This window comes from Vibrio aestuarianus (assembly GCF_028858425.1).
In the GTDB taxonomy this organism is placed as follows: Bacteria; Pseudomonadota; Gammaproteobacteria; order Enterobacterales; family Vibrionaceae; genus Vibrio; species Vibrio aestuarianus.
On the sequence record NZ_JAKNYQ010000001.1, the window covers coordinates 114,898 to 141,228 of the forward strand.

General features: G+C 45.0%; 26 protein-coding genes. 10 read left to right on the plus strand and 16 right to left on the minus strand.

All coding sequences use genetic code 11. From position 1 onward, the window contains the following. Positions 1-37 precede the first annotated feature (37 nt). Positions 38-757, minus strand: coding sequence for an osmolarity response regulator transcription factor OmpR (gene ompR / locus MCT08_RS00610; RefSeq protein WP_053312223.1), 720 nt, complete (start codon positions 755-757; stop codon positions 38-40). 153 nt (positions 758-910) lie between these two features. Here ompR and greB point away from each other — a divergent pair, with 153 nt between their 5' ends. Next, complete coding sequence (greB, locus tag MCT08_RS00615; protein ID WP_053312224.1) at positions 911-1,390, plus strand: transcription elongation factor GreB; 480 nt, start codon at positions 911-913, stop codon at positions 1,388-1,390. Between the two features lie 84 nt (positions 1,391-1,474). Next, positions 1,475-3,802 (plus strand): Tex family protein, encoded by a 2,328-nt coding sequence (locus MCT08_RS00620; RefSeq protein WP_274677699.1) that lies wholly within the window; start codon positions 1,475-1,477, stop codon positions 3,800-3,802. A gap of 117 nt (positions 3,803-3,919) precedes the next feature. Here MCT08_RS00620 and MCT08_RS00625 read toward each other — a convergent pair whose 3' ends face one another. Then, positions 3,920-4,390: a hypothetical protein gene (locus MCT08_RS00625; protein WP_053312226.1), complete on the minus strand. Its 471-nt coding sequence runs from the start codon at positions 4,388-4,390 to the stop codon at positions 3,920-3,922. Positions 4,391-4,550: 160 nt separating this feature from the next. Continuing rightward, positions 4,551-5,324, minus strand: a complete 774-nt coding sequence (gene bioH, locus MCT08_RS00630; RefSeq protein ID WP_172533219.1) for a pimeloyl-ACP methyl ester esterase BioH — start codon at positions 5,322-5,324, stop codon at positions 4,551-4,553. Between the two features lie 88 nt (positions 5,325-5,412). On the opposite strand from bioH, the gene MCT08_RS00635 reads away from it, so the two are divergent. From MCT08_RS00635 to cysQ, 4 genes are all read left to right on the plus strand, one after another. Continuing rightward, positions 5,413-6,117 (plus strand): ComF family protein, encoded by a 705-nt coding sequence (locus MCT08_RS00635; RefSeq protein ID WP_176245576.1) that lies wholly within the window; start codon positions 5,413-5,415, stop codon positions 6,115-6,117. 101 nt (positions 6,118-6,218) lie between these two features. Continuing rightward, positions 6,219-6,806 carry a Fe-S biogenesis protein NfuA gene (nfuA, locus tag MCT08_RS00640; protein ID WP_053312228.1) on the plus strand — a complete coding sequence of 196 codons (588 nt, stop codon included), beginning with the start codon at positions 6,219-6,221 and terminating at the stop codon, positions 6,804-6,806. A 162-nt stretch (positions 6,807-6,968) separates the two neighbouring features. Continuing rightward, the gene (nudE, locus tag MCT08_RS00645; RefSeq protein WP_053312229.1) at positions 6,969-7,514 is read left to right on the plus strand and encodes an ADP compounds hydrolase NudE; all 546 of its coding nucleotides are present in this window, start codon (positions 6,969-6,971) and stop codon (positions 7,512-7,514) included. Positions 7,515-7,538: 24 nt separating this feature from the next. After that, positions 7,539-8,366, plus strand: a complete 828-nt coding sequence (gene cysQ, locus MCT08_RS00650) for a 3'(2'),5'-bisphosphate nucleotidase CysQ (RefSeq protein ID WP_168786871.1) — start codon at positions 7,539-7,541, stop codon at positions 8,364-8,366. 44 nt (positions 8,367-8,410) lie between these two features. Here the strand turns inward: cysQ and MCT08_RS00655 are convergent, their stop codons facing one another. The 12 genes from MCT08_RS00655 to gspC form a co-directional block, all read right to left on the minus strand. After that, complete coding sequence (locus MCT08_RS00655; RefSeq protein ID WP_261926569.1) at positions 8,411-9,169, minus strand: type II secretion system protein N; 759 nt, start codon at positions 9,167-9,169, stop codon at positions 8,411-8,413. Continuing rightward, a complete protein-coding gene (locus tag MCT08_RS00660; protein ID WP_053312232.1) occupies positions 9,170-9,664 on the minus strand; it encodes a type II secretion system protein M in 495 nt (164 codons plus the stop codon). A 10-nt stretch (positions 9,665-9,674) separates the two neighbouring features. Further along, complete coding sequence (gspL, locus tag MCT08_RS00665; protein WP_274675056.1) at positions 9,675-10,886, minus strand: type II secretion system protein GspL; 1,212 nt, start codon at positions 10,884-10,886, stop codon at positions 9,675-9,677. Then, the gene (gene gspK, locus MCT08_RS00670) at positions 10,855-11,892 is read right to left on the minus strand and encodes a type II secretion system minor pseudopilin GspK (protein ID WP_168523669.1); all 1,038 of its coding nucleotides are present in this window, start codon (positions 11,890-11,892) and stop codon (positions 10,855-10,857) included. Before gspK ends, gspL begins: the two co-directional genes overlap by 32 nt. Beyond that, the gene (gene gspJ / locus MCT08_RS00675) at positions 11,879-12,529 is read right to left on the minus strand and encodes a type II secretion system minor pseudopilin GspJ (protein WP_053312235.1); all 651 of its coding nucleotides are present in this window, start codon (positions 12,527-12,529) and stop codon (positions 11,879-11,881) included. The genes gspK and gspJ overlap by 14 nt, the downstream gene beginning before the upstream one ends. Then, entirely contained in the window at positions 12,516-12,872 is a 357-nt protein-coding gene (gene gspI, locus MCT08_RS00680) for a type II secretion system minor pseudopilin GspI (protein WP_053312236.1), read from the minus strand. The genes gspJ and gspI overlap by 14 nt, the downstream gene beginning before the upstream one ends. Beyond that, on the minus strand, positions 12,862-13,440 hold the full coding sequence (gene gspH / locus MCT08_RS00685; RefSeq protein WP_053312237.1) for a type II secretion system minor pseudopilin GspH: 579 nt from the start codon (positions 13,438-13,440) through the stop codon (positions 12,862-12,864). Before gspH ends, gspI begins: the two co-directional genes overlap by 11 nt. 76 nt (positions 13,441-13,516) lie before the next feature. After that, entirely contained in the window at positions 13,517-13,960 is a 444-nt protein-coding gene (gspG, locus tag MCT08_RS00690) for a type II secretion system major pseudopilin GspG (protein ID WP_168523675.1), read from the minus strand. A gap of 53 nt (positions 13,961-14,013) precedes the next feature. Then, positions 14,014-15,234, minus strand: coding sequence for a type II secretion system inner membrane protein GspF (gspF, locus tag MCT08_RS00695; protein ID WP_274677700.1), 1,221 nt, complete (start codon positions 15,232-15,234; stop codon positions 14,014-14,016). 3 nt (positions 15,235-15,237) lie between these two features. After that, positions 15,238-16,737 (minus strand): type II secretion system ATPase GspE, encoded by a 1,500-nt coding sequence (gene gspE, locus MCT08_RS00700; RefSeq protein ID WP_274677701.1) that lies wholly within the window; start codon positions 16,735-16,737, stop codon positions 15,238-15,240. Beyond that, positions 16,734-18,764 carry a type II secretion system secretin GspD gene (gspD, locus tag MCT08_RS00705; RefSeq protein ID WP_168523679.1) on the minus strand — a complete coding sequence of 677 codons (2,031 nt, stop codon included), beginning with the start codon at positions 18,762-18,764 and terminating at the stop codon, positions 16,734-16,736. Before gspD ends, gspE begins: the two co-directional genes overlap by 4 nt. A 38-nt stretch (positions 18,765-18,802) precedes the next feature. Continuing rightward, positions 18,803-19,714, minus strand: coding sequence for a type II secretion system protein GspC (gene gspC, locus MCT08_RS00710; RefSeq protein ID WP_425609348.1), 912 nt, complete (start codon positions 19,712-19,714; stop codon positions 18,803-18,805). A 240-nt stretch (positions 19,715-19,954) separates the two neighbouring features. Between gspC and hslR the strand changes: the two genes are divergently transcribed. The 4 genes from hslR (at position 19,955) to MCT08_RS00730 (ending at position 25,245) form a co-directional block, all read left to right on the plus strand. Further along, positions 19,955-20,341 carry a ribosome-associated heat shock protein Hsp15 gene (gene hslR, locus MCT08_RS00715; RefSeq protein ID WP_053312243.1) on the plus strand — a complete coding sequence of 129 codons (387 nt, stop codon included), beginning with the start codon at positions 19,955-19,957 and terminating at the stop codon, positions 20,339-20,341. A gap of 31 nt (positions 20,342-20,372) precedes the next feature. Further along, entirely contained in the window at positions 20,373-21,248 is an 876-nt protein-coding gene (gene hslO, locus MCT08_RS00720) for an Hsp33 family molecular chaperone HslO (RefSeq protein ID WP_053312244.1), read from the plus strand. A 342-nt stretch (positions 21,249-21,590) separates the two neighbouring features. Then, positions 21,591-23,219 carry a phosphoenolpyruvate carboxykinase (ATP) gene (pckA, locus tag MCT08_RS00725; RefSeq protein ID WP_168523684.1) on the plus strand — a complete coding sequence of 543 codons (1,629 nt, stop codon included), beginning with the start codon at positions 21,591-21,593 and terminating at the stop codon, positions 23,217-23,219. Positions 23,220-23,325: 106 nt separating this feature from the next. After that, complete coding sequence (locus MCT08_RS00730; protein WP_274677703.1) at positions 23,326-25,245, plus strand: AsmA family protein; 1,920 nt, start codon at positions 23,326-23,328, stop codon at positions 25,243-25,245. Here MCT08_RS00730 and MCT08_RS00735 read toward each other — a convergent pair. Further along, entirely contained in the window at positions 25,209-26,138 is a 930-nt protein-coding gene (locus MCT08_RS00735; protein ID WP_053312247.1) for a bifunctional GNAT family N-acetyltransferase/hotdog fold thioesterase, read from the minus strand. The genes MCT08_RS00730 and MCT08_RS00735 overlap by 37 nt on opposite strands. Positions 26,139-26,331: the final 193 nt, after the last annotated feature.

Sequence of the window (26,331 nt, forward strand, 5' to 3'; positions counted from 1 at the left end):
AGCTCCTGATGGTAACCATTCAGGAGCTCGTTAAATCTTAAGATTCTTTACCATCTGGGACAAAGACGTAACCAAGTCCCCAAACGGTTTGAATATATCGAGGTTTGCTTGGATCAACTTCAAGCATGCGACGTAAACGGGAAATCTGCACGTCGATAGAACGCTCCATTGCGGAATATTCACGACCGCGCGCCATGTTCATCAGTTTGTCACGAGACATTGGTTCACGCGCATTGGTCACTAAAGTTTTCAATACCGCAAACTCACCGGATGTGAGTGGCATTGGTTCATCACCACGAAACATTTCACGCGTGCCTAAATTTAGGCGGAATTCACCAAATTCAATCACCGACTCTTCAGCGCTCGGAGCTCCCGGTGCTTCAATCACTTGACGACGCAATACCGCTTTAATTCGAGCCAATAGCTCACGTGGATTGAACGGTTTTGGTAGATAATCATCGGCTCCAACTTCTAACCCGACAATGCGATCCACTTCGTCGCCTTTCGCAGTAAGCATTAAAATTGGCAGCATATTGTTGGCATTACGCAAACGGCGACAAATGGATAACCCATCTTCACCAGGTAACATTAAGTCCAATACCATCAAATGGAAGTTTTCACGAGTTAACAGGCGGTCCATCTGCTCACTGTTTGCCACACTACGAACAAGAAAACCTTGTTCCGATAGGTAACGTTCAAGCAATGAACGCAAGCGTGCATCGTCATCAACCACTAAAATTTTATAGTTTTCTTGCATCTATGATCCCACCTAATTCTTAACTCGAGCCAATATCCAACCGAGTTAGTAAAATGTAACACCGTTCTGACTAAAGTCGCTGAAAGAATTGTTAACGTTTATGTCTTTTTTAGCTAATGTAGCGGACAGTTTCAACCAAGGAACGTCAGGACTATGAAGACAAACCTAATTACGCGTGAAGGCTTTAACCGTCTCAAACAAGAATTGGACTTTTTGTGGCGTGAAGAACGCCCCGAAGTGACCAAAAAAGTGACGTGGGCTGCAAGCCTTGGTGATCGCAGTGAAAATGCGGATTATCAGTACAACAAGAAGCGCCTGCGTGAAATTGACCGCCGAGTGCGTTTTTTACGCAAACGCCTCGAGCAAGTCAACGTTGTTGATTACTCGCCACAACAAGAAGGCAAAGTATTCTTTGGTGCTTGGGTCGAAATTGAAAATGAAGCCGGAGATAAGAAAAAATTCCGCATTGTCGGCCCAGATGAAATCTACGGCGGTGTAAAAAGCTACATTTCGATTGATTCACCTATGGCGCGCGCTTTGCTAAAAAAAGAAGTCGATGATGAATTTGTGGTTCGTACCCCAGAAGGAGAAAAAGAGTGGTTTGTAAATGCTATCGAATACCAGCAAGACTAGAAATCACCGCCACGAACCCCAATATTTACCCTATTCCAACCACCACCCCTGGTGGTTCTACCGAACAATAAAGAGAACCCACGGATGAGCCAAGCTATCTGTAACATGATTGCTCAAGAACTGAATGTTCGCCCAGAGCAAGTGACCGCTGCGGTTACCCTAATTGATGACGGTAATACCGTTCCTTTTATCGCCCGTTATCGTAAAGAGGTCACGGGTGGGCTTGATGATACCCAACTGCGTAACCTAGATAGTCGTTTATCCTATTTGCGTGAGCTCGATGACCGCCGTCAAACGATTCTTAAGTCGATTCAAGAACAAGGCAAACTAACTACAGAGCTAGAGCACGATATCAACCAAGCCGACAGCAAAACTCGCCTTGAAGATTTGTATCTACCTTACAAGCCTAAGCGTCGTACCAAGGGGCAAATTGCAATTGAAGCAGGCTTAGAGCCTTTAGCTGACAAGCTGTGGAATGAACCGCAAACTGACCCTGAAAGTGAAGCCATGCAATACATCAATGCAGAGCAAGGGGTCGCCGATAGCAAAGCAGCTTTAGATGGCGCGCGAGCCATTGTGATGGAACGTATTGCTGAAGATGCCAACTTACTGGAAAAAATTCGCCGCCATTTAACCCGCAATGCTCAACTGGTTTCGCGAGTGATTGATGGCAAAGAAAACGCGGGCGAGAAATTCAAAGATTATTTCACTCACGATGAAGCAATCAGCAAAGTGCCATCACACCGAGCACTTGCCATGCTGCGCGGCCGTAATGAAGGCTTCTTAACGCTCAATATCAACGCAGACCCAGAACAAGAAGAAGGTGCGCGCCAGTCGTACTGCGAAACCATTATTGCCGAACATTATGGTATTCATTTAAGTTCAGCGCCTGCCGATAACTGGCGCAAGCAAGTCATTAGCTGGGCGTGGCGTATCAAGGTATCTATGCATATGGAAACCGAGCTGATGGGTGCAATGAAAGAACGAGCTGAAATCGAAGCGATTGAAGTCTTTGCCACTAACTTAAAAGACTTGTTGATGGCCGCTCCAGCTGGGCCGAGAGCCACTCTCGGCTTGGATCCTGGCTTGCGAACGGGTTCCAAAATTGCCGTTGTCGACTCCACCGGTAAAGTACTGGCGACTGAAACCATCTACCCACACCAACCGCATAATCAGCATGAGAAATCAGCCAAAATTGTTGACCAACTGGTGCGTCAGTTTAATGTGGATTTGATTGCGATTGGCAACGGTACCGCCTCACGTGAAACCGATACCTTTGTCGCCGACGTGATTAAACGTGGCAATTTGAAGGTACAGAAAATTATCGTCAGTGAAGCTGGAGCATCGGTGTACTCCGCGTCTGAGCTAGCAGCCAAAGAGTTCCCCAATATGGATGTGTCGCTACGTGGCGCAGTCTCAATTGCTCGCCGCTTACAAGATCCACTTGCGGAGTTGGTGAAAATCGACCCGAAATCGATCGGTGTCGGTCAATACCAGCACGATGTCAGTCAATCGATGCTCGCCAAACGCCTAGATGCGATTGTTGAAGACTGTGTAAACGCTGTCGGTGTTGATGTTAATACGGCTTCAGCAGCACTTTTGACTCGCGTTGCTGGCCTTTCCAATACGCTCGCACAGAATATTGTCGATTATCGCGATGAAAATGGACGCTTCGCTTCTCGTTCAACACTGAAAAAAGTAGCGCGCCTTGGACCTAAAGCATTTGAACAGTGTGCCGGCTTCTTGCGCATTATGGATGGTAAAAACCCTCTGGATGCTTCCGCTGTTCACCCAGAAGCCTACCCTGTAGTAAAAGCCATCGCTGAGAAAAATAATAAAGAGATCAAAGCACTGATCGGCAATAGTGATTTTCTACGTGGACTACACGCGGTGGATTACACCAATGACAACTTCGGTGTCCCTACCGTAAGCGACATTATCAAAGAGCTAGATAAACCAGGCCGAGATCCAAGACCAGAGTTTAAAACAGCGACCTTTGCCGACGGAGTCACCGAAGTAAAAGATCTTGAAATTGGTATGATTTTGGAGGGCGTTGTATCAAACGTGGCTAATTTTGGTGCCTTTATTGATATAGGTGTTCACCAAGATGGTTTAGTGCATATTTCTGCATTAACGGATCGCTATATTGCCGACCCTCGTGAAGTAGTCAAAGCGGGGGATATCGTCAAAGTAAAAGTAATGGAAGTGGATGTTCAACGTAAGCGTATTGCGCTTTCTATGCGTTTGAATGACGAACCTGGTCAAGACAATCGTAGCCAGAGAAGTAGCGCACCAAATCAACATCAGCACAAGCCGCGCAACCAGCAGCAAAATAACCGTCGTGAAGAGCCACAACAAAACGGTGCTATGGGTGGTGCATTTGCCGCCGCTTTCGCCAAAGCAAAAAAATAATTAGCCTAAGCTAGGCTAAAACAGCCCTGACATAGACGCTTAAAAACACAAATCCCCACTCATGCATCCGCATTGGGTGGGGATTTTATTTATCGCGATAGATAACGTTAACGCTACCTACAACACCGCAATGACTTCAGAAGGAGTATTAGGAGCAACTGCGTGGCCATAATGATATTTAATTACGGTTCGCCTGCGCGCCATTTTTCCCTCGGTTATCGCAGCATCAATAATGTGTTTAGGTAGCCTAAACCGCATTGCATAGCCTTTACCTTGTTCCTTGCTGTAAGTAGCGAGTGCTAATAGATCAAAGAGCCTTTCTAACTCACTTTTCTGCTCAGCTTGATAAGAAGTCGATGTTTCGTGTTCGGTGCCAACCTCATAGCCAGGATGCTCTGAAGGGTCCCATGACGACTGTTTTCGTCTTTTATCATCCGCTTTAACCTTACGCTCAGCGTTGGTCTTAGCCAGTTCAACGGTTGGCATAACCGGTGCACGAATTTTATTATCACGCGCAGCCTGTTCCGTTTGCACATTAACCGATGGGGCGATGAGTGGCACACTTATATTCGCTGGTGACACAATCATAGCCGAAACCTCCTCAGTATCGCCCGCCCCGCGAGGCTAGCCTTTAACTAATCCAGCCTGGTTGGGTTAGATTATATATCGACCAGATTGCACAAACTTTTAGCATCTTTAACAAATATTTACTGTTTAGTGTTTATTTATCGCTAGTAGACCGATAACGTCATTGGCTACCTTGAGAAAAAGCAATCAGCTGTTGGCAAAAAGCATCAGACTCGGTCATAAAGGGTGCATGAGACGACTCACTAAAGATATATTGCTCACTTTTTGGCAAAGCTTGTTGCAGATCGTGCGCGACCTTAATCGGTACAAGGCCATCTAATCGACCATATAAACGCAATATCGGCACCGAAATGGTTGTCAGTTGCTCACGTAAATCGACATCAGCTAACATCTTAAGCCCAGCGAGTAAGGACTGCGGATTAGGGGACGGTCTCGACAATATCGCCTGTTTGAGCAATTTAACATCTTGCCTCGCAGAAGGGCTGCCCATCGCTTGCAATGCCATAAAGCGTTCAATAGTGGTGTGAAAATCATCAACCAATTGATCGGTAAAAGCACTAAGTACGTGAGGTTGAATACCTCGCCACGGTTTGTCAGCCGCAAATTTCGGTGAGCTAGCCACGGTGACCAGCTGGCTGACGTATTCACTATGGTGCAGCGCCATATGCGTGGCGACTAGGCCACCAAGAGACCATCCAACCCAAATCGCCGCTTTTGGCGCTTGCTCGAGCAGCGCCAGAGCAATGGCTTCTAAACTAGCCGCATGATTATTCGCGCTGTGTCCATAACCGGGCAAATCGACAACATGAACACGAAAATGATGCTTCAGTACATCGACGGTTTGTTGCCATACTGCACCGTTCATTCCCCAGCCATGCACTAGGACTAAATCAGCCCCTTCTCCTTCCACTTGCCAATACAACGCTGTTGCCATGGTCGCAAACTCTCCCACTAAATTCATTCTTTTGCATTACAGAAACACCGATCATAGCAGAACATCTTTTCGCCACTTTCGGTGAGTTATGTTATCGCATTGGCTTCAAAAAACCATCTATCGCTTAGTCAGCAGGCAATGCCCACTTTGCCACCTACCGATCGCTACACACCAAAATAGCGCTTGGTGTGAAACCTGTTTGACCTACTTTGCTCCCCAGCCTCGTTGTCAACAATGTGGCTTGCCGACACTGCTTAATGTACCGCAGTGCGGACAATGCTTAGCTAGTCCACCGCTTTGGCATCGTTTGTATTGTGTCGGTGATTACATATTTCCACTCAACCACACCGTTCATAAACTGAAATACGAAGGGCAGTTTTGGCAAGCGCGTAATTTAAGCGCGCTTTTGGCTCCACGAATTGATGAGCCGGCCCCGTTGATAACTAGCGTTCCTCTGCACTGGCAAAGACGCTTAACACGAGGCTTTAATCAAAGTGAGTTACTTGCCAATCAATTAAGCAAGCAACTTATTAATGCCACTTGTGATCATCAGCTGATAAAACGTAAGCGCGCCACCCCGCAACAAAAAGGATTATCTAAGGTGCAGCGTAAACAAAACCTACAACATGCCTTTGCACTACAACGCAAACCAAATCAGAAACATATCGCAATTGTTGACGATGTTGTCACCACAGGCAGTACCATCCAACAGATCTGTAAATTACTGCTTGAAGTTGGCGTCGAAAGGATTGATATTTATTGTATCTGCCGCACTCCTGAACCAAAAGATTAGCCATTACGTTTTTGTTTAGAGAACAAAAAAGGACTGGATCCGCAGCTTTTCAGGAGTAGAATGGTGAGCAAATAGCCTACAAAATTACTCAGGTATTCGTCGTGTCAAATTCTATTACTATTACCGAAACAGCCCAAACCCATTTCGCCAAGTTGCTTGGTCAGCAACCTGATGGCACCAACATTCGTGTTTTTGTGGTGAACCCTGGTACCCAAAATGCGGAGTGCGGTGTGTCTTACTGCCCACCAGAAGCAGTAGAAGCGACCGATACTGAAATCAAATATGATGCTTTCTCTGCCTATGTGGATGAGTTAAGCCTGCCTTTCTTGGAAGATGCAGAAATCGATTTCGTTACCGATAAAATGGGCTCTCAACTAACATTGAAGGCACCAAACGCCAAAATGCGCAAAGTCGCAGATGACGCGAGCTTAATCGAACGTGTTGAATATGCGATTCAAACTCAAGTTAACCCACAACTTGCTGGCCACGGTGGTCATGTAAGCTTAGTGGAAATCACCGAAGATGGCGTTGCAATCGTGGCATTTGGTGGTGGTTGTAACGGTTGTTCAATGGTTGATGTCACCCTAAAAGAAGGCATCGAGAAAGAACTACTTCAACAATTCGAAGGTGAATTGACTGCCGTTCGCGATGCTACAGAACATGACCGTGGTGATCACTCTTACTACTAAGTTAGAATCAATAAAATTAAGTTAAAACGCACAAAATGCGAAGCCGAGATAACATTCTCGGCTTTTTTTATCTTTAAATGCTTTCGCTACCGTTAGTTCTTTTCAAATCAGGCATTTTTCTCATATAGTTAGAAAAGTCATTTGCCTGTAAGGAATTAGCGTATGCCACCCAGAAAACTGCCCGATATTTTAGCGACCAACACGGAAGCGAAGTCGAAACTGTTTACGATTGAATCGTTGGATTTACGCTTTTCAAATGGGGAACAGCGCACCTATGAGCGAATGAAACCCAGCGGCCGACATGCAGTGATGATGGTACCTATCACTGCGCAAGGTGATCTGCTATTGGTTCGAGAATATGCCGCAGGTACAGAACGTTATGAACTCGGTTTTCCCAAGGGTTTGATTGACCAAGGTGAAACACCACAACAAGCCGCTGTCCGTGAATTAAAAGAAGAGATTGGCTTCGGTGCCCATACGCTAACGCCTCTTAAAGAGGTCGTCCTCGCTCCCTCTTACTTTTCAAGTCGGATGACCCTATTCCTTGCACAAGATCTATACTCAGAAAAGCTAGAAGGTGATGAACCCGAGCCATTAGAAGTGATTCGCTGGCCTTTAGCGCAAGCTGAAGAGCTACTCACCCATCTCGACTTTTGTGAAGCCCGAAGTATTACCGCACTACTGCTTGCTTTGCGCCGCTTAAAATAACGAAGCAGAGCTAAAGGATTGATGATGCCAACAGCCAAAGATTTATCTCACCTATTGCCAAATGTCATTGAAATTGCACGCTCCGCAGGGCAATTGATTCTCGACATCTACGAGAAAAAAAACTACGAAGCTTTTACTAAAAGTGACCACACACCTGTCACGAGCGCTGATCTTGCGGCCCATAAATTCATCAATGAACGACTGAGCGAGCTAACACCAGACATTCCGGTATTGTCCGAAGAAGCAGCCGACATCAGTTTAGAAAAACGTAGCCAATGGAATCGTTATTGGTTAGTCGACCCACTGGATGGCACCCAAGAGTTTATTGCTCGCAGCGGTGACTTTGCCACCATCATTGCTTTAATTGAGGATAATAAACCTGTAATGGGTGTGGTGTATGGACCAGTTTCTGGTGTGACTTATTATGCTTATACGGGCAAAGGGGCATGGAAAATTCCCGATATGTCTGAAAACCTACGTATTCAAACCCACAAGCATGAAACTCCGGGACAATCGATCGCCATTGCGATTAGCCGTCGTCAAGACATCAACCGCATCACTAACCGCATGAGCAGTGCTTGGAATTATGAGCTAGTGCCACTTGGCTCTGCCGCTTTAAAAGCGTGTTTAGTTGCTGAAGGGGCTGTTGACTGTTATTTGCGCTTAGGGCCAACCGGTGAATGGGACACGGCGGCGACTCAATGTATTGTTGAAGAAGCTGGGGGGAGAATCCTCAGCACTCTACTAGAGCCGTTGTCATACAATGAGCGAGAAACGTTAGAAAACCCGAACTTCATCGTGCTTGGTGACGCGGGCTTACCTTGGGACGATATCCTTAAAGTAAAAGGCTGACCACTTGGGTCAGCCTCTAAATTTTCGCGGTTGAGTTTTCAGCCTTACAGTTGCCCTTGGTACTGGAACTGATATCGACCTTGGTTATCAGGATTACCAACCCACTTTAGCTGCTCGCCCATTTCGCTTGGAAATTGTGCTTCCGGCTTAAACCATGCTTGAAAGCTATAATTCATGTCTGGCTTAAGCTGCGCAGAGAAATCACTACTGACTTGCGCACTGCTTTGTTGACCAGTCAACGCCACATCATTGGCTTGGCAAGTTAAATCAGCCACTACAGGGCCTGGAGACAACTCTCCTAACGGTGAGCCTATTTTGCTATCGGTCCATGCTAATGTACCTTGAGCCGACTCACACCATGGACTTGAGTATTGATACTGCTTGAGTGACAGTTCTAGCTGACCTTGGAGATCAATAGGAAATGGCAAGACTAGTGCTGCTGTTAGCTGCTTAGTCGCGGCAGACAGCACCAAGTTTTCCGCGTAAGGACCAGACAAACTAAGACCGACATTACCTTTACCTCGCACGCCCATATCACTACCTCGCCCAAAGCGCACGGCCGCTTCTAACTTAGCCACAAACAGTGATGACAGTTGAATATCCCATTTCAGGTCACCGATATTTTGCCCCTGCCAAAATACCTGCTGAGCACTGCCAGACCAAATCGTCCCCGCGATACCTGTGATGCGTAATTCAGGTGGCATCGGAGCTTGGCTTACGACAAAAGAGGCCGGAATATGTGCAACCAAACTTGTTGTAAAAGCCAGTAGCGACAGTCCACCATATAACCATCCATGTTTCACCTAGCCACCTCGCTTCAATTGCAGACGTTTCACTTCAACCACACCACTTTGCTGCGCTCGGCCAATATCCATAAACTCAACATCAACACCTTGAGTTTCTTTTAGAAACGCAATCCAATCGACCAACTTGGTGAAAGGCAAAGGTTGAACCCATACTTGCATCATCTCATCACGAGGTTGGATTCGAATGAGTTCAATCTGAAAACGCTGTGCACTTGAAGAAATCACTTGGTTAAACGGCTGATTGGATGCAACGACACCACCTTGTGCACGTAATCGGACAATATCATCCGCTTTATCTGTTACCCAATTCAGTAACTGTTTTTCACTCACAATACGCGCTTTAGCCAGCTCAGTTCTTTGATCTAATGGCGACAAAACGCCCCAATAAATCACCCCGACAATGCCCAACACCAAACAACCCAACACCATTTTTTGTTCGCGAGCACTGATACTCGTCCACCAAGCTTGAAGTGCGTTAAGACTATTTTTCATTCAACTCACCTCATTTACTTTTGAGTACAAAAGTACCATTCACAATCTCACCGGAGCGGTTTAACTGCCCTTGCTCAACCATAAACTGCTTTTCCAGTTGAACGCGCGCTAACTCAAAGCTCTGAAAATCGTTGCTTTGTGCTTCAAGACGAATTTCACCACGATTGCCATCATATTTAACACTTTGCAAACGCATGTTCGGCACACTACCGATACTTGCTGGCAGCTTAGCTAACCATTCAAGCATGGCGCCACCACTGCCGCCACCGGCAAGACGCGACGCTTCATCATTCATCTGTCTTTTTAAATAGCTAACCGTCGGTATCTTCTGTTTATCAGGGAAAACGGCGCGAAAAACGCGTTCACTTTCGACTCGGTAAGCGGTCGCTTGTGTCTCGTATTGCCCTGATTGCAATACGTTATAAGCCGTCGAGATCACCAATAACAAACACGCGGCCAACGTACTTTTTTGCCAAACCTGCCAATGCTTGAAGAAAGAAGATTTAGCTTTGAAACTACCGGTTAACAACGTGGTTTTGCTCGCAATGGCTTGCTCTGTCAGCAACGCCATCACTAATTGAGGTTCAGCTTGCTGCCAATGTTGACCTTCAGCCAAGGTTAACTCCGGTAAAGGGGTATAAGCATTCAGCGGCAAGTATTGATCATCTTGTTTCACCCATTCCGAATGGCTAAACAGCTCTAACCACTCAGCCTCAAGGCTTACGCCTAAATATTCCTCTTTACGAATCAGCCACTCTTTACCCATTTGCAGTGCTGATAACCCATCATGCAAAGGAACGGCGAGCACATCTGGTAGCACTTTCTTAACTTCCATTCCTGCCGATTTTAACTGTTCAAGGCAGTGGGTAAGATAGCTACGATCAACCCCCGCTACATAAGCGGTTGACGCCGTTTTCTGCAAAATAGAAAAATGCAGGTCATCGACATCTTGAGCAATCTCATCTTCAATTAAATAAGGCAACATAGATTCCAACTGACGAGAAGCGCCCGATGGAATATCAACCTTCGTAAGTACCAAATCGCTTGCAGCCAGCAACACAATTGTGGTTCGCTGCGCAGCGTAAGTGGCGAGCTCAGATAACTGCTCCCAACCAGATATTTCACCGCTGGCAATGACTTCTTGTTGTTGTGATGACCACACCAACCAAGGTATTTCAGCGTCCTGTTGACTACTCAGTCGAACGGTCAGAAACTCGCTCACTGATCCCTCCAAAGCGACGGCGTACTACCGTTGCGGTTTCTCTATTATCACTAAACAATAAACTGCGAATGCGAACTCGCGAGTCATCAACCAATATTTGAGCATCGAGTTCAAAGTAAGCGCTATCCACTGAGAGATACTGTTTCGCTTCATCTTTCACTTTGCTATCTACGGCGGCAATTGATGCCTCCGCTAAGAAATCATCGACACTCCCCCACCCATCAAATGGACGGTTTTCTAATACGTTTTTTGCATCAGATTCACTTAAATGCGGGCTGAACATCGCCACCAGCAATTTTGCGCTCTCTGGTGCGACAGTATTAACGTTTAATCGCCAATCATCGCTTGGCAATGCGCAAACGTAAGGAGCGATACGTTGCATCACGTCCCCCGTCACTTGCTGTACTGCGCGAAGTTCACTGCTATCAGCCAGTAAAGTGTTAGCCGCTAAATAAGCCGGAGACATCGACTCATAATAGCTGTCTTCAACACCGTAAGATGACTGGACATTGCTGTCGTCATCAATGTATTCCCATGCTGAATCAGCAATCACCTCAGCTTGGTAGCTATCAACTTCTGACTCTTCTAATAAATGTTGCAGCACCTGCACTAAATAGGGCTTATTAGCTCCGCCTGTAGTGGGCGTAACTCGAGCTAATACATTGAGATTAAAACACGCCTGCTTATCGGTAACACGACCCTTAACTGTGCCGTAATCGAGAGGATAGGTTTGCTCTTCCAACGCCCAAGGCTGACTCAAATTAATGTTATCGCCATCTTTGTAGCTCTGCTCTATAGCAGCTTGCGCTAACGATTCAACCCCAAGGCTATACCAGTAGGCTTGTTGATAGTTGATCTGATTACTGGCTCTTTGAAACTGAGTAAATAAACGTTCTGACATGGTCGCCGCAATTGACACCATGATCGCCAGCAGCAATAAAATAACAATCAATGCCACACCTTGCTGCGAACGCCTGCCTTGTAGTGAGCGATTATGATGCGTCATTATCTGCTCCCTGCGTGTTCTGGTTGATGGCACCACCTGACGTCAGATAAATACGTTCAATTTCACCGTAATCTTTCAGCACTAGCTTCACCGCGACGGCTTGCGGTATTTTTAATGATTCTTGCCAATCCTCACTCCATTTGTCATTGCTATAAAAACGCAATGACATTGATTCCACCTCTGACAAGAGTGGCGTGATAATGCCATCTTGACCAGCAGGCGTATCAGGGTAACGCCACCAAACGCGTTCAAGTACCCCTTCTTTGATGCGATAACCTACTTTAGTCACTTCGCCACGTGGAAATTGTTGCTGTGGGTTATGCCACCCAAGACGAGCAAACAACACACCCTTTTGATCGGAGTCGAGCAAGTACTCTTTCCACTGCAATATCTGTTTATTGGGTTCTTCACCATTGGTGCGAAATTGACGAGTCGCCATTTGGCGAAAATCACCGTCCATTAACACCATGGCTCGCTGCAACGCATTTAAACGCTGGCTGCGCTGCTGAGAAATTTCATTGCTACGCTGTACCTGGTTAAGCACCTGATAAGCACCAACACTTAAACTCGCAAAGATAGCGATCGCCACCAGCACTTCAATCAGAGTAAAACCTTGGCGTTTTTTATTTGACGACATAGCTTCTCACCGTCACCAAAGGTGATCCTTGTTTCTCTAATGCTGCACTGACATCAAACGCTTTCAATAAATTGTCGGCCGTAGGCACTAACGTGACTTTCCAATACCAAGTACGCCCTGCCAGCTCTTGTGTTCCGGTTTGCGCTTTCAAGCTTTTAGGGCTGAGCATCACTTGCGCCATTTGATTATCGACCACCATCGCCGCAAAGGTTTTTTCTTCCAAATAGCTGATGGTGTTAATGTGTTGGCTCACTGAACGAATCACGCTGATCGACGCGGTGGCAAAAATTGCTAGAGCAACCAAGACTTCTAATAAGGTCATGCCTCGTGTTCTACGCATCATCCGATGCCCCTGGCTCTAATAGCTTAATTTCGCCATTGTCTTTGACAATAACCCGCCAACCTTGCTCGGCATCTTGCGTGTTGGGATATATGCTCAAGACAAAGGGCGTTAGCTCGCCACTCGACAAGATAAACACTTGCGGTGGTCGCTGTTTTTCTTGCTCTTTCTCTTCAGCAAACATCTCTTCATCAAATAAAGAGCCTGGCTTAAACAGCCGATCATCATTCTTCCAAGCGTCACCCCCAAGCTCAAATTGCATCGCGAGCTCTTCTAGAAGTTGAATTTCGGTGGTCATTTTTTTACTCTCTAATGGCTGCCAACCTTTGTCATCCAATGCTAGGAACACAAGACGTGATGTCTTCTCATCCACTCGCAAACCAAAGTCCTTACCACTGAGAATCGCTTCTTCATTCACCAGTTGCAGACGTTGGTACAAACTCATCGCATATTGTTTTGCTTCATCTTTTCCTGAACTAGGAAGCGTAGCAATGACTGCCACAGCACTAAGAGAAAGCAGTACTAGCACGAGTAATATTTCGAGTAGGGTGAAACCACGTTTGCTTGTCATCAGAAAATAGCTGTCATTAGAAAATCGTTGCCGTCAGAAAAATGAGGCGACCCGATAGTCGCCCTCAGTTATTTGCTTATCGGAAGTCTTGCATGTTCCAGTTACCAATATCGGCATTCACCCCTTCACCGCCTTCTTGACCATCAGCACCTAAGGAGAAAATATCCACGGTACCATTGTCGCCAGGGCTTAGGTATTGGTAAGGATTACCCCAAGGGTCATTTGGTAAACGACGAATGTATCCACCATCACGATAATTACGTGGTTCTGGGCTAGACGGTTTAGTCACTAACGCCTCAAGCCCTTGATCGGTTGTTGGATAAACACTGTTATCTAATTTGTACATATCCAAAGCATTTTCTAATGCCACGATATCGGTGATGACTTTTTGTTGGTCGGCTTTTTCTTTATTTCCCAATAGATTGGGAACAACGAAACTCGCTAAAATACCCAAAATCACCACTACAACCATTACTTCAAGCAAGGTAAAACCTGATTGCTTGTTTGCTTTTTTTCTCATTCCAATCTCCAACGTAGTTTTTGTCTAAATAACAGGTGAATGCTTACCTATTACTAACGACTCATTAAATTATTCATTTCTAAAATTGGCATCAAGGTCGCCATTACGATAAAGAGCACTAAACCTGCCATTAAAGCGATTAGTGCTGGGGTGAAAATGCCCAATGCGATATTGATGGTCGACTCAAAGTTTGCATCCTGATTATCCGCTGCACGAGTCAACATACTTTCAAGTTCACCACTTTGCTCACCACTGGCGATCATATGCAGCATCATCGGTGGAAACAATTTGGTTTGATCCAATGCCTTACGCAAACTGGCACCTTCACGTACATTATCGGCAGCCATCGTTACTTGCTGCTTGACGTATTGGTTTGCCATTACGTCCACCGCCACCTTCATACCTTCCAAAATAGGAATGGCACTGGAGGTACAAATAGACAAGGTGCGTGCAAAACGTGAGGTATTCAAACCGCGCGAGATCTTGCCTATCATCGGCATGTAAATTACTTTTCGATCCCACTTCAAACGTAAATTTGGTTTACTCAGTAACCATTTAGCAAGGAAGACCAATGCAATGGTTAGCACTAATAGCTGTATACCCCAGTGCTGAATAAAATCACTCGATGACAACAGGAATTGAGTCGACTTGGGTAGTTCCTGCCCCATCTGTACAAATTGACCAATAATTTTCGGCACGACCGCCGCCAGCAAAAAGGCGACAATACCGACAGCAAAAACAACCAAGACGATTGGATAGATCATGGCTTGCATCAGCTTTGAACGCATTTTTTGGCGATTTTCTGCATAATCAGCCAAGCGTTCCAACACCGAATCAAGATGTCCTGATTTTTCACCCGCAGCAACCATTGAACGAAACAATTCATCGAAAATATGTGGGTAGTCACCCAAGCTATCCGACAATGTGTAGCCTTCGGTCACTTTAGAACGCACAGCTGCTAACATGTTACGAATTCGCGGCTTTTCAGACTGTTCGGATACCGCTTTTAAACACTCTTCCAGTGGCATTCCTGACTGCACTAGCGTCGATAATTGGCGCGTGATTAATGCTAAGTCTGGCGTGCTAATGCCGCGTTTCATGCTAAACGCTGACTGTTCTTGCTTCGCTGCTTTCGCTTTGGTTCCCAGCACTTCAACCGGAATTAGCCCTTGCTCTTTTAAGCGTTGGCGAACTTGACGGGCATTGTCGCCTTCAATAACACCCTTTTTTTGTTTGCCTTTAGCATCTAATGCTTTGTATTCAAATGCGGCCATTAATTACGCTTCCTTGGTCACTCGCATCACTTCTTCTAATGAAGTAATGCCTTGAAGCACTTTATCTAACCCATCATCACGGATACTTGGCGTTCGTTCACGAACCGATTTTTCGATAGACTGCTCACCCGCTTCACTGTGGATCAACTCTTGCACTTTATCGTCAATTAACAGTAATTCATGGATCCCAGTTCGGCCGCGATAGCCTTTTTGGTTACATTTTTCACAACCTTTGGCACGATATAATGTCAGTTCTTGATCCGGTTGCAGATTAAACAGTTTCTTTTGCTCTTTGTCGGCTGGATAAGCTTCTTTACAATCTGAACACAAGGTGCGCACCAAACGCTGCGCTAACACACCTAGCAACGACGACGAAATAAGAAATGGCTCGATCCCCATATCGCGCATACGGGTAATCGCACCAATCGCAGTATTGGTGTGCAAGGTCGACATCACTAAGTGGCCGGTTAAAGAGGCTTGAACGGCAATTTGCGCAGTCTCTAAATCACGAATTTCACCGATCATTACCACATCTGGGTCTTGACGCAAAATGGCACGTAATCCACGTGCAAACGTCATATCCACTTTAGGGTTAACCTGCGTTTGACCAATACCGTCAATATCAAATTCGATTGGATCTTCAACGGTCAAAATGTTGCGTTCGTTGCTGTTTAGCTCTTGCAACCCAGCATACAAGGTGGTCGATTTACCCGAGCCTGTTGGGCCGGTGACCAAGATAATGCCATGCGGCCTTTTGATTAATTGGCGGAAGTTTTCATGGTTTGCCGCTGTCATACCTAAGCTGTGTAAATCAAGGCGAGTGGCATTTTTGTCCAATAGACGCATTACCACACGCTCTCCATGCGAAGATGGCATGGTAGATACACGAACATCAACCGCACGGCCACCAATACGTAATGAAATACGACCATCTTGTGGGACGCGTTTTTCGGCGATATCAAGCTTGGCCATCACCTTCACGCGAGACACGAGCAAGGGGGCAAGTTTACGGCTCGGTGATAACACCTCACGCAACACACCATCAACACGAAAACGAATCGAAAGGACTTTTTCAAAGGTTTCGATATGAATATCGGAAGCCCCTTCTTTGATCGCCTCACCCAGCATCGCGTTAATCAATTTAATGATTGGGGCATCATCTTCCGACTCGAGCAAATCTTCACTTTGGGGCAGTTCTTCAGCCAGTGAGAAAAAGTCGTCGTTATCGGCACCAATATCTTCCATCAATTGCCGCGCTTCTGAAGAGTCACGCTGATACGCATCGGTCAACTTACTTTCAAACTCACTTGCGGTCATTTCAACTAAATTTAAAGGTTGTTTTACCACACGTTTGACCTCCACCAGCGATTCTATCGCCAGTGGTGCAACGTAAAACAAAGTCGGTATCGCGCTCTCTTCTGCTTGCTCTAACACCAATTTAAAGCGATTGGCGAAACTAAACGGTAAACGACGGTACTGAAGTTGTTGCAAAACATCGGTCATTGCGACTTTTCCATTTGATCGATAAAGGCTTGTACTTCTGGTGCATGAAGGCGCTCACTACCAAATTTAGGGATAACGGGAATGTTATTATCATCCATCAACTTCAAGCCTTGGTCTAACTTGTACAACTGTTCTGCTCGAATGTAGTTGTATTTGCGCTGTGTAATACCATCTGCCGTCATACCATCACGAATAATGGTTGGCTTGATAAACACCATTAGGTTTTTCTTTTCCACTTGAGTGCGAGTCGATTTAAACAAGTAACCGAGTCCGGGAATATCACCAAGCAGTGGCACTTTCGATTCACTTTCCACTGCGCGTTCGTCAATCAAACCACCCAGAACCAGCATCTGCCCATCTTGAACAATGACTGAAGTATTAAGCTGACGTTTAGCAAAACGTACGTCAACCGCGCCATTGGCACCTAATACGTTCGACACTTCTTGTTCAATTTGCAATTGAACGGAATCACCTTCGTTAATTTGTGGTACCACTTTGAGTTTAATACCCACCTCTTTACGATCTACGGTTTGGAATGGATTATCATTGCTAGAACCCGCCGTTGAACCAGTAAGAACTGGGACTTCTTCACCAACAATAAAAGATGCTTCGCCATTATCCATCACGGTGATACTTGGTGATGACAGAATATTGGAGTTTGAATTACTCGCAACCGCACTGATTAAAGCCGTCCAATCCCCCATCACTAAGCTCATGGCAGCGCCATTGACCGAACCAAGTGCTGAAGCTAATGTTGAGTAATCACCTTTTTCAGTCGTGTTTTCATTACGTAAAAAGTTTCCATCTGAATCGTAAACCGCTTTAGAGGTCGTGGTATCTTTTGCTTCTTCTAAACCAACCATCACCTGACCAATTGGTGCGCCTGCATTACCATATTGAATAACAGAGCCGCTTTCCAACGACCCCCATTGAACCCCTAGGTTGATGCCATCACCTTCGGCCATTTCAACAATCAGAGCTTCAATAAGCACCTGCGCGCGACGAATATCAAGCTGGGCTATCACGTCTTCCAGCGCTTTCATAATATCTTGAGGTGCCGTGACGATCAGTGAATTGGTTTGAGGGTGCGCAGAAATCATTACCTCACCGCGTTGTGCCCCTTGACCCGACTTTTGACCCGATTGCTTTTCTGCTTGTAAGTTATCAGAGACACCTTTTAGTACATCGACCAGATCTTCGGCTTTAGCGTACTTAAGGTAAATAACGCGGTTGTTACCCTTGGTTGCCATCTCAACATCTAACTGCTTGATCAAACGCTTTAAGCGTTCACGCACCTTGGGATCACCCGAGATCAAAATCGCGTTGGTACGATCATCAGCCACAAGCTTGGGTTGCAGAAATTCTGGGGTATTTTTAGCATCATTCGTTTTATTTAATGCCTCAACAATACGTACCATTTCAGCTGCGGATGCATTGTTTAGTTCAACCACTTCAATGTCTTTATCACCGGCTTGGTCAACACGCTTGATAATATCGGCCAAACGGTTAACCACAGCAGCACGACCGGTAATCAGAATAATATTGGCAGGATCGTAATGCACAACGTTACCCGCGCCCGCGTTATCAATCAATTGGCGTAACAATGGCGATAACTCACGCACCGAGACATTACGTACGGCAACCACACGCGTAATCACGCTGTCGCCATTTTCTTTCTCGTCATCACCGACCACTGGTATAGCGGATGTTTTTGCATCTTTCGCTTTAATGACTTTCAGGACGCCATTGTCCATCTCAACCACAGCAAAACCATACACTTCCAGTACATTCAAAAAGAAGCTGTAGTATTGCTCTTCAGTGAGCGTGTCATAGCTACGAACGTCGACTTTGCCTCGAACAGAAGGGTCTACAATAATGGTTTTTTCGAGATTACGGCCAACGATATTGATGAACTCTTGAATGTCTGTACCCTTAAAACTGGCACTAAAATCGTTAGCAAGTACCAATGGTGACGACAGCAAACCTCCCATCAATAACCAAGTACTTTTGTTTAACCAATGCTTCACGTCTTACTCCCTAAACTCATGCTTATGCATCAGTCTTTTTAAAATTGGATATAAATGTCATGTGGTTGTCCGTCTCTTTCAACCGTTAAGTTGATTTCCGTTAACTCCGAGACTGACTGAAAAATTTTGCTCATGGCATCTGGATCCGTTAAATCCTGTCCATTTAATTGAATGGCGATATCATCGTTTTGCAAGCCGACAGACTCAAACAATTCTGGGGATTTACCCGGACTCACTCGGTATCCAAGCACCTTATCATCTCGCTTGACTTGAGACAGGCGAACATACTTGAATATTTCTTGCGGATTGCGAGAAATTGCGATTCGAATGTCATCCAACTTCTCTTCTTCAGACGCGGGGTTATTACCTCGCGCATTAGAAGCAATAACTCTTTCAGGCACTTGCACACTTGGCTTGTGATAATCAACCCCATCTAACATCAGTGTTTCATCACGACCAGAGTTATCAATAATAACGCGATCAACTAGCACGGCTTTTAGCTTTGCTCTTGTGCCTTCAATCACTTCATTGACACCATAAGTGGCCTGACTGCCACGATTAGCAATAACCGCCAAACTTCTACTGGGTTCATTACTGGCAACTACACCAACCAACAATAAACTTAAGCTAGTTTTAGGCGCATCTTTGACTACGGTTTGCACCACCTCTGCTTTTTCCTCACTATAGCGTCCAAATAAGTCACCTTGTTGTAATGAGGAAAGATCAAGTGACTGCTGAGTAGCAGTAGTCGATGAACTTGATGTCGGCACCCAAGGTGCAACATCAAAGGTATTTTGTTGTAGCAACCACACCATCTTGCCCATTATCCAAGCAGATAGGATCAGTAATAACAAAGTAAGAGCAAAACTGATTTGTTTTTGCCACTGTGGTATTTTTTGTAGCAAGCCTATCTGCCATGAGCTTGATGAGGTCATATTGCTAAAATTAATTCGCCTCAAAAGATATCCTTTATTTGCAATTTTTCGTTAACCATTTTGCTTTTGTAACCAACGATATCATTTTCATATAGTTCATTGCCTTATACGAACGAACTAATATATCACATACCTCTTCAGCGTCCCTTTATCTGACATTAATTTGTCGGGTCGCTTGAAAATCTGGAACGAAAACACCATTGTAAGCCAAACATAAACACGCAAGGCTAACTCTGTTAGAGGCACTTTCCTAGTATGAGTTCTGAGACTGAACAAATAAGATTAGATAAATGGTTATGGGCTGCACGCTTTTATAAAACTCGTTCTATCGCTCGAAACATGGTCGATGGTGGTAAAGTTCACTATAATGGTCAGCGTAGTAAACCTAGCAAAATTGTCGAACTTGGCGCAACCATAACCTTGCGCCAAGGTCCAGAAGAGAAAACCGTGACCGTTGAGAAATTATCTGGGCAACGCCGCGGGGCTCCTGAAGCACAAGCCTTGTATAGTGAAACCAGCGAAAGTATCGCTAAACGTGCACACCATGCCGAGCAACGCAAACTCAATGCACATAATCCAAGCCCAGAGCGACGACCTGATAAAAAACAGCGTCGAGACATTATTAAATTTAAACATCAATAAAAGCGGGACCATGCTCCGAGGAAATAGCTAAATGGCAAATAACATTTTAAATCGCTACTTGTTTAAAGACCTTTCTGTACGTGGCGAATTGGTACAATTGGATAAAGTGTATCAAGAAATCATCTCTAGCAAGGAATACCCAGCGCCTGTACAAAAACTGTTAGGCGAATTGATGGTAGCGACTACACTACTGACTGCAACACTCAAATTTGAAGGCTCGATTACCATGCAACTGCAAGGTAATGGCCCGGTATCGCTTGCTGTTATTAACGGTGACAACGAACAAAAAGTTCGTGGCGTTGCACGCTGGGAAGGTGATATTGCTGATGATGCAGACCTGCATACTTTGATGGGCAAAGGCCATCTTGTTATCACTATTGAACCAAAACAAGGCGAGCGTTACCAAGGTGTAGTCGGTCTAGAGGGTGCTAATTTAGTTGAAGTACTAGAAGGCTATTTCATCCGTTCAGAGCAGTTGAAGACCCGCCTTTGGATCCGTATCGGTGAGCATGAAGGCAAAGCCCATGCCGCTGGCATGTTGCTACAAACTATGCCTGATGGTACTGGAACACCTGATGACTTTGAACATTTAGAACAGCTGACCAATACCGTCAAAAATGAAGAGCTGTTTACTTTACCAGCCAACGATCTACTTTATCGTCTTTATAACCAAGAAAAAGTACAACTGTTCGACCCGCAGCCAGTAGAGTTCCACTGTGGTTGTTCACGTGAACGCAGTGGTGCAGCAATCATCACTATCGGCCAAGATGAAATTAACGACATTTTAGCCACTGAAGGATCAGTTTCTTTACATTGTGATTACTGCGGCACGAATTATTCCTTTGACCAAGCAGAGATAACTGAACTCTACCGTCAAGCGACCCAGAACAGCGGTACTCTTCATTAATTTGCATGTATTATCAAGCACGTGAAATACGTCTCAGAGCCAGCATCAAGCTGGCTTTTTTGTGATCAAAATCCAATAAAATCAAACACCAAAGTGACAGTACGCCATACTTAATTTTTAAAAAGTATTAATCTTTTTGATCTAGCGCAAAGGTTTGCGTGCGCGATAAAATAGTTAGGCCAATATGTGACGGGACACCTAAAACCACACAACAGTCGTGGGCAATTTTTGAGCTACGTCCCTGTTTTATCCCAGTCTCGTTGCTAGCATGGTGAGCAGATAACAATTACAAACTACAAATATTATTACAAAATCCCTACAAAATCCTTATAAGGAGCACCTATGACCGTTATGGAACATACAAAGGCTGCACAATTAGACCTAACCCAACACGGATTAAAAAACGTAACTGAAGTTCTTCGCAACCCAAGTTATGAACAACTGTTCGAAGAAGAGACCCGCCCAGAACTCGAAGGCTATGAAAAAGGCATCGTCACTGAGCTTGGCGCGGTAGCTGTCGATACAGGTATTTTTACTGGCCGCTCACCAAAAGATAAATTCATTGTGAAAGATGACACCACCCGTGAAAATATGTGGTGGACATCAGACACGGTTAAAAACGATAACAAACCCATTACCCAAGAAGTCTGGGACGAGCTTAAAGAACTCGTCACACAACAATTGTCTGGAAAACGACTTTTTGTGATTGATGGTTACTGTGGAACTAACCCAGATACGCGTTTAAGTGTACGTGTAATTACCGAAGTTGCATGGCAAGCACACTTTGTTAAAAACATGTTCATTCGCCCAACAGAAGAAGAACTCGTTAGTTTTGAGCCTGATTTCGTTGTCATGAATGGCGCAAAATGCACCAACTCAAAATGGCAAGAACAAGGTCTGAACTCAGAAAACTTTACCGTATTCAACCTAACTGAAAAAATGCAATTGATTGCCGGCACTTGGTATGGCGGCGAGATGAAAAAAGGTATGTTCGCAATGATGAACTACTTCTTGCCTCTACAAGGTATTGCTTCTATGCACTGCTCTGCAAACATGGGTAAAGAAGGTGATGTTGCAGTTTTCTTCGGCTTATCTGGCACAGGTAAAACCACCCTTTCAACCGATCCCAAACGCGCTTTGATCGGTGATGATGAACATGGTTGGGATGACGAAGGTGTGTTTAACTTCGAAGGTGGTTGCTACGCAAAAACCATCAAACTATCTAAAGAAGCTGAACCCGACATCTACAACGCGATTCGCCGTGATGCCCTATTAGAAAACGTAACCGTGCGCAATGATGGCTCTATTGATTTTGATGATGGTTCGAAAACCGAAAACACTCGTGTTTCTTACCCAATTCACCATATCGACAATATCGTTAAGCCAGTTTCAAAAGGCGGTCACGCCAATAAAGTGATCTTCTTATCGGCTGATGCATTTGGCGTGCTCCCTCCAGTATCAAAATTAACACCAGAACAAACCAAGTATCACTTCTTATCAGGCTTTACTGCTAAACTTGCAGGTACTGAGCGAGGTATTACTGAACCAACACCGACGTTCTCTGCTTGTTTTGGCGCTGCGTTCTTAACGCTACATCCAACCAAGTACGCAGAAGTATTGGTAAAACGTATGGAAGCGTCAGGTGCAGAAGCTTACTTAGTCAACACTGGTTGGAATGGCAGCGGTAAACGTATTTCGATTCAAGATACACGCGGTATTATTGATGCGATCCTAGATGGTTCGATTGAAAATGCAGAGACAAAGCATATTCCAATCTTCAACTTAGAAGTACCAACATCACTTCCAGGTGTTGATACTGGTATTCTAGACCCTCGTGACACTTACGTTGACCCATTACAATGGGAAAGCAAGGCGCACGATCTAGCTTCTCGCTTTATCAATAACTTTGCGAAATACACCGATAACGCAGAAGGTCAATCTTTAGTGGCAGCAGGCCCTCAAGTCGACTAAAACTGATAAGTTCGTAACAAGCCCCTTTTAACAGGGGCTTTTTTTGTTGCCGATAAAGAGAATTTGTTTCACTCTGTCACGACAAGGGATTAAGGATAGGGAAAACATGAAAAAGGTATTGGCGTTGCTGATTGCAGTTATCGCTCTTGTGCTGACCGCGCTATTGGGCTGTTTTGCTTTGTTACATACCCAATACGCCACGCCAGTTAGCCAATTGGTTGTAGAGCGACTTTCTAAGGGCAATATCACCTTTGAATCGGTCGAGTACCAATACCCTTTACATTTTCGCTTTCATCACCTGGTAATACATCAAGATAAACAGACAATCCCTATTGTACAGGCTGATATTTGGCTTAATGCCACTCTGATCCACGATAACCAACTGGTAATTGATAGTATCTTACTTGATGGTCTTAATTTGCAGCATGATCTTCCTAACCTGCCGCGCCTTCCTTATCTCTATCTTCATCAATTAGCACTGCATAATGTCGATATCGCTCATCAAGGTTGGGTGGCCCGTGGAGTTAATATGCAGATCAAGCAACCCTCTTGGTCAGATAAGCACTCATCAATTCCTTTTGGAGAGATTCAATTTTCTGCCGAACAACTCTACTGGCAAGGTGAAGCTTTAAATAATGTGCTGCTAGATATGGATTACAAGCCACATAACAGCACCGTTTATGGGCTTTCATTTACCTGGCAAGGTGCGGCTATTTCAGGACAAGCTGAACAATATCCACAAGGATGGTCTCTGGTCAACGTCACGGTTGATAAACTCAACCTTAGCGCCAACGAAAGTAAGCGACTAACTCAAATCAGCCAAGCGTATTTAACCAACCAGATCGACCACATCAACAGTCTGGATATCTTAAATAGCAATTTGACTATGGGTGATGTGAACTTGCGCAATGTTGATATCTCACTAGAAAACCTCTATCCGCACGCTTCACTTTGGCAACAAGAGCAAGGCTATGTATCACTTAGAGCAGACGATGCGACTTGGTTCGGTCAGCAATGGGTTGAACCCAGTATTAGTATCGAAACGCGCCCAGGGCAGCTCATTATCAATGACTTTAATGCTGAGCTGTATCAGGGTGATATTCAGTTATCGGGGAGCATGACTCCATCGTCTCTGTCATTAAAGCAGTTTAATGTTCGCGGTTTAAAATGGGTCAATGAGACGGCACATGGCTTCGATTGGTTCGCTCAGTTGCTATCATCAATTGAAAACATGAGTATAGAAAAGCTAAATATCGGCAACAGCCAGGTTATACAACTTGCCAAAGCCCCTTACTGGCAACTTTCTGGTGTCAATATCGAGGGGGACGATCTGACATTAATTGACAACAAACGCTTTGGGTTATGGCAAGGAGAGTTGCAGATAACAGCAAATAGCGCCAGTTATGACAGTGTACTTGCCACGCAAAGCGTGATTGAAATGCACAGCGATCAAGGAAAGTGGAGTTTAGATCGCCTGTTTATTCCTTTAGAAAAAGGTTATATCGATGCAATAGCTAAGTGGGACTTCAACGCAATCAGCGAGCCTTGGCAAACTGAAATTCACGCTGATGGTTTTCCTCTATCTCTTATCAATAATGCTCTACCATTACCTTTTAGCATCGAAGGGGTTAGTGAATTTGAAGTGCAATTGCAAGGTCTGGCGAGTGATCACTCAACTCTAGCTCATTCCCTAACGGGTAGTTTGAAAGCAAACCTACGCGAAGCAACGTTACTGACCAGCAATGAATACGATCAAAGAGCAGAGCATCCTTTTAACCTAGATGACCTGACGATTACCGCTGATCGAGGACGCATCAAAATTGAACCCACTCAACTAGCCACGCAGGATATGCAACTGAACATCATTGGTAATATTGACTTACTCGATATGAAAAATGCACAGATTAACGTTGATGTTAAGCAAACTTGCCGTGAAACTCGCTTTGAACTGATTCACGACAAGCAGCAAATGAACTATTCATGTGCCCCTCAAGAGTCAGATAATTCTGCCAACAGCTCTTGGTAATTGGGGATAAGCATGTAAGTGCCAACGAACTCAACTGCTGGTTTATCACCACTAGCAATCGTCACATCCACCACAATACGCGCTTTGCGTCCGCTGGCTAATCGGTCTAAATCACCACTGATCCCATCAAGTGATGTTAATGCCACCGGATTATGCACTACAGGGTGACGATAACGAATTCGACTATCAACCAAAACAATATCACCGTCTAGGTTTCTCTCTCGCATCAATAACCACGCCATCCCCCAGCCGGTAAGAGTTGCCAAGGTAAATGCCGAACCAGCAAACATGGTGTTATGCGGATTAAGGTTGGGATTTAATTGGGCACTACATTCAAATTGGTAACCGGTATACTGAGTAACTTTAATACCCATTTTTTCACTAATGGGGATATGAGTTGCCCAACGCTCTTGTAATTCCGTACACCATTCAGGCTTGCGTAATACGTTTGCCATAGGGTCAAGCGGCTTAACCATTTGCTGATGACGCACTGGGCCACGCTCATCGGTTAACGATCCACGTCTTTCAAAGCCATTCCTTTCATAAAAGGCGATGGCATCTTCGCGCGCATTACACACCAAACGCTTCGCTCCCTCTTGGCGAGCAAGCGACTCTAATGCCACCAACACAAGTGAACCCATGCCTTTGCTACGACGACTACTTTTGACCGCCATATAGCGAATTTGACCTTCACAGTCAGGCGTGATGTAAAGTCGACCAATCGCAATCGGCCGTCCACGCCCATCGACGATCATGCGGTGGTGGCTCATGCCATCATATTCATCTCGTTCAGAGCCAATCGGCAAATGCCATGGTTCACGCAACATTTGCCAACGAAAGTGGTAATACTTATTGAGTTGGTTATCGGTAATTGGCGTAATCAGTTTAAACATATTGCTATCCCTAAATTGCCGAACCTACTAGTAAGAACGATACCCGAACAGCTTGAAGTTACAGATAGATGGCAAGCGAGTTCCCCCATCAGCATAGATAAACTATGTGTTTGGGGTAAGCAAACATAACCAACACCGCTGCAGCCTCTAGCTGGGAAAGGTATATCCAAACTGAAGAAGCGACCATTAATTC

What these genes read in the sequence shown, in the direction of transcription:
- gspH (WP_053312237.1), bottom strand. Translation starts at nt 13,440, where the DNA reads ATGACAAGCAAACGTGGTTTCACCCTACTCGAAATATTACTCGTGCTA.
- MCT08_RS00660 (WP_053312232.1), bottom strand. Translation starts at nt 9,664, where the DNA reads ATGAAAAATAGTCTTAACGCACTTCAAGCTTGGTGGACGAGTATCAGT.
- MCT08_RS00620 (WP_274677699.1), top strand. Translation starts at nt 1,475, where the DNA reads ATGAGCCAAGCTATCTGTAACATGATTGCTCAAGAACTGAATGTTCGC.
- gspF (WP_274677700.1), bottom strand. Translation starts at nt 15,234, where the DNA reads ATGGCCGCATTTGAATACAAAGCATTAGATGCTAAAGGCAAACAAAAA.
- hslO (WP_053312244.1), top strand. Translation starts at nt 20,373, where the DNA reads ATGGCAAATAACATTTTAAATCGCTACTTGTTTAAAGACCTTTCTGTA.
- hslR (WP_053312243.1), top strand. Translation starts at nt 19,955, where the DNA reads ATGAGTTCTGAGACTGAACAAATAAGATTAGATAAATGGTTATGGGCT.
- MCT08_RS00635 (WP_176245576.1), top strand. Translation starts at nt 5,413, where the DNA reads ATGTTATCGCATTGGCTTCAAAAAACCATCTATCGCTTAGTCAGCAGG.
- MCT08_RS00730 (WP_274677703.1), top strand. Translation starts at nt 23,326, where the DNA reads ATGAAAAAGGTATTGGCGTTGCTGATTGCAGTTATCGCTCTTGTGCTG.
- bioH (WP_172533219.1), bottom strand. Translation starts at nt 5,324, where the DNA reads ATGGCAACAGCGTTGTATTGGCAAGTGGAAGGAGAAGGGGCTGATTTA.
- nudE (WP_053312229.1), top strand. Translation starts at nt 6,969, where the DNA reads ATGCCACCCAGAAAACTGCCCGATATTTTAGCGACCAACACGGAAGCG.
- gspG (WP_168523675.1), bottom strand. Translation starts at nt 13,960, where the DNA reads ATGAGAAAAAAAGCAAACAAGCAATCAGGTTTTACCTTGCTTGAAGTA.
- gspI (WP_053312236.1), bottom strand. Translation starts at nt 12,872, where the DNA reads ATGATGCGTAGAACACGAGGCATGACCTTATTAGAAGTCTTGGTTGCT.
- MCT08_RS00735 (WP_053312247.1), bottom strand. Translation starts at nt 26,138, where the DNA reads ATGTTTAAACTGATTACGCCAATTACCGATAACCAACTCAATAAGTAT.
- gspE (WP_274677701.1), bottom strand. Translation starts at nt 16,737, where the DNA reads ATGACCGATGTTTTGCAACAACTTCAGTACCGTCGTTTACCGTTTAGT.
- greB (WP_053312224.1), top strand. Translation starts at nt 911, where the DNA reads ATGAAGACAAACCTAATTACGCGTGAAGGCTTTAACCGTCTCAAACAA.
- gspJ (WP_053312235.1), bottom strand. Translation starts at nt 12,529, where the DNA reads ATGTCGTCAAATAAAAAACGCCAAGGTTTTACTCTGATTGAAGTGCTG.
- gspK (WP_168523669.1), bottom strand. Translation starts at nt 11,892, where the DNA reads ATGACGCATCATAATCGCTCACTACAAGGCAGGCGTTCGCAGCAAGGT.
- MCT08_RS00625 (WP_053312226.1), bottom strand. Translation starts at nt 4,390, where the DNA reads ATGATTGTGTCACCAGCGAATATAAGTGTGCCACTCATCGCCCCATCG.
- pckA (WP_168523684.1), top strand. Translation starts at nt 21,591, where the DNA reads ATGACCGTTATGGAACATACAAAGGCTGCACAATTAGACCTAACCCAA.
- cysQ (WP_168786871.1), top strand. Translation starts at nt 7,539, where the DNA reads ATGCCAACAGCCAAAGATTTATCTCACCTATTGCCAAATGTCATTGAA.
- ompR (WP_053312223.1), bottom strand. Translation starts at nt 757, where the DNA reads ATGCAAGAAAACTATAAAATTTTAGTGGTTGATGACGATGCACGCTTG.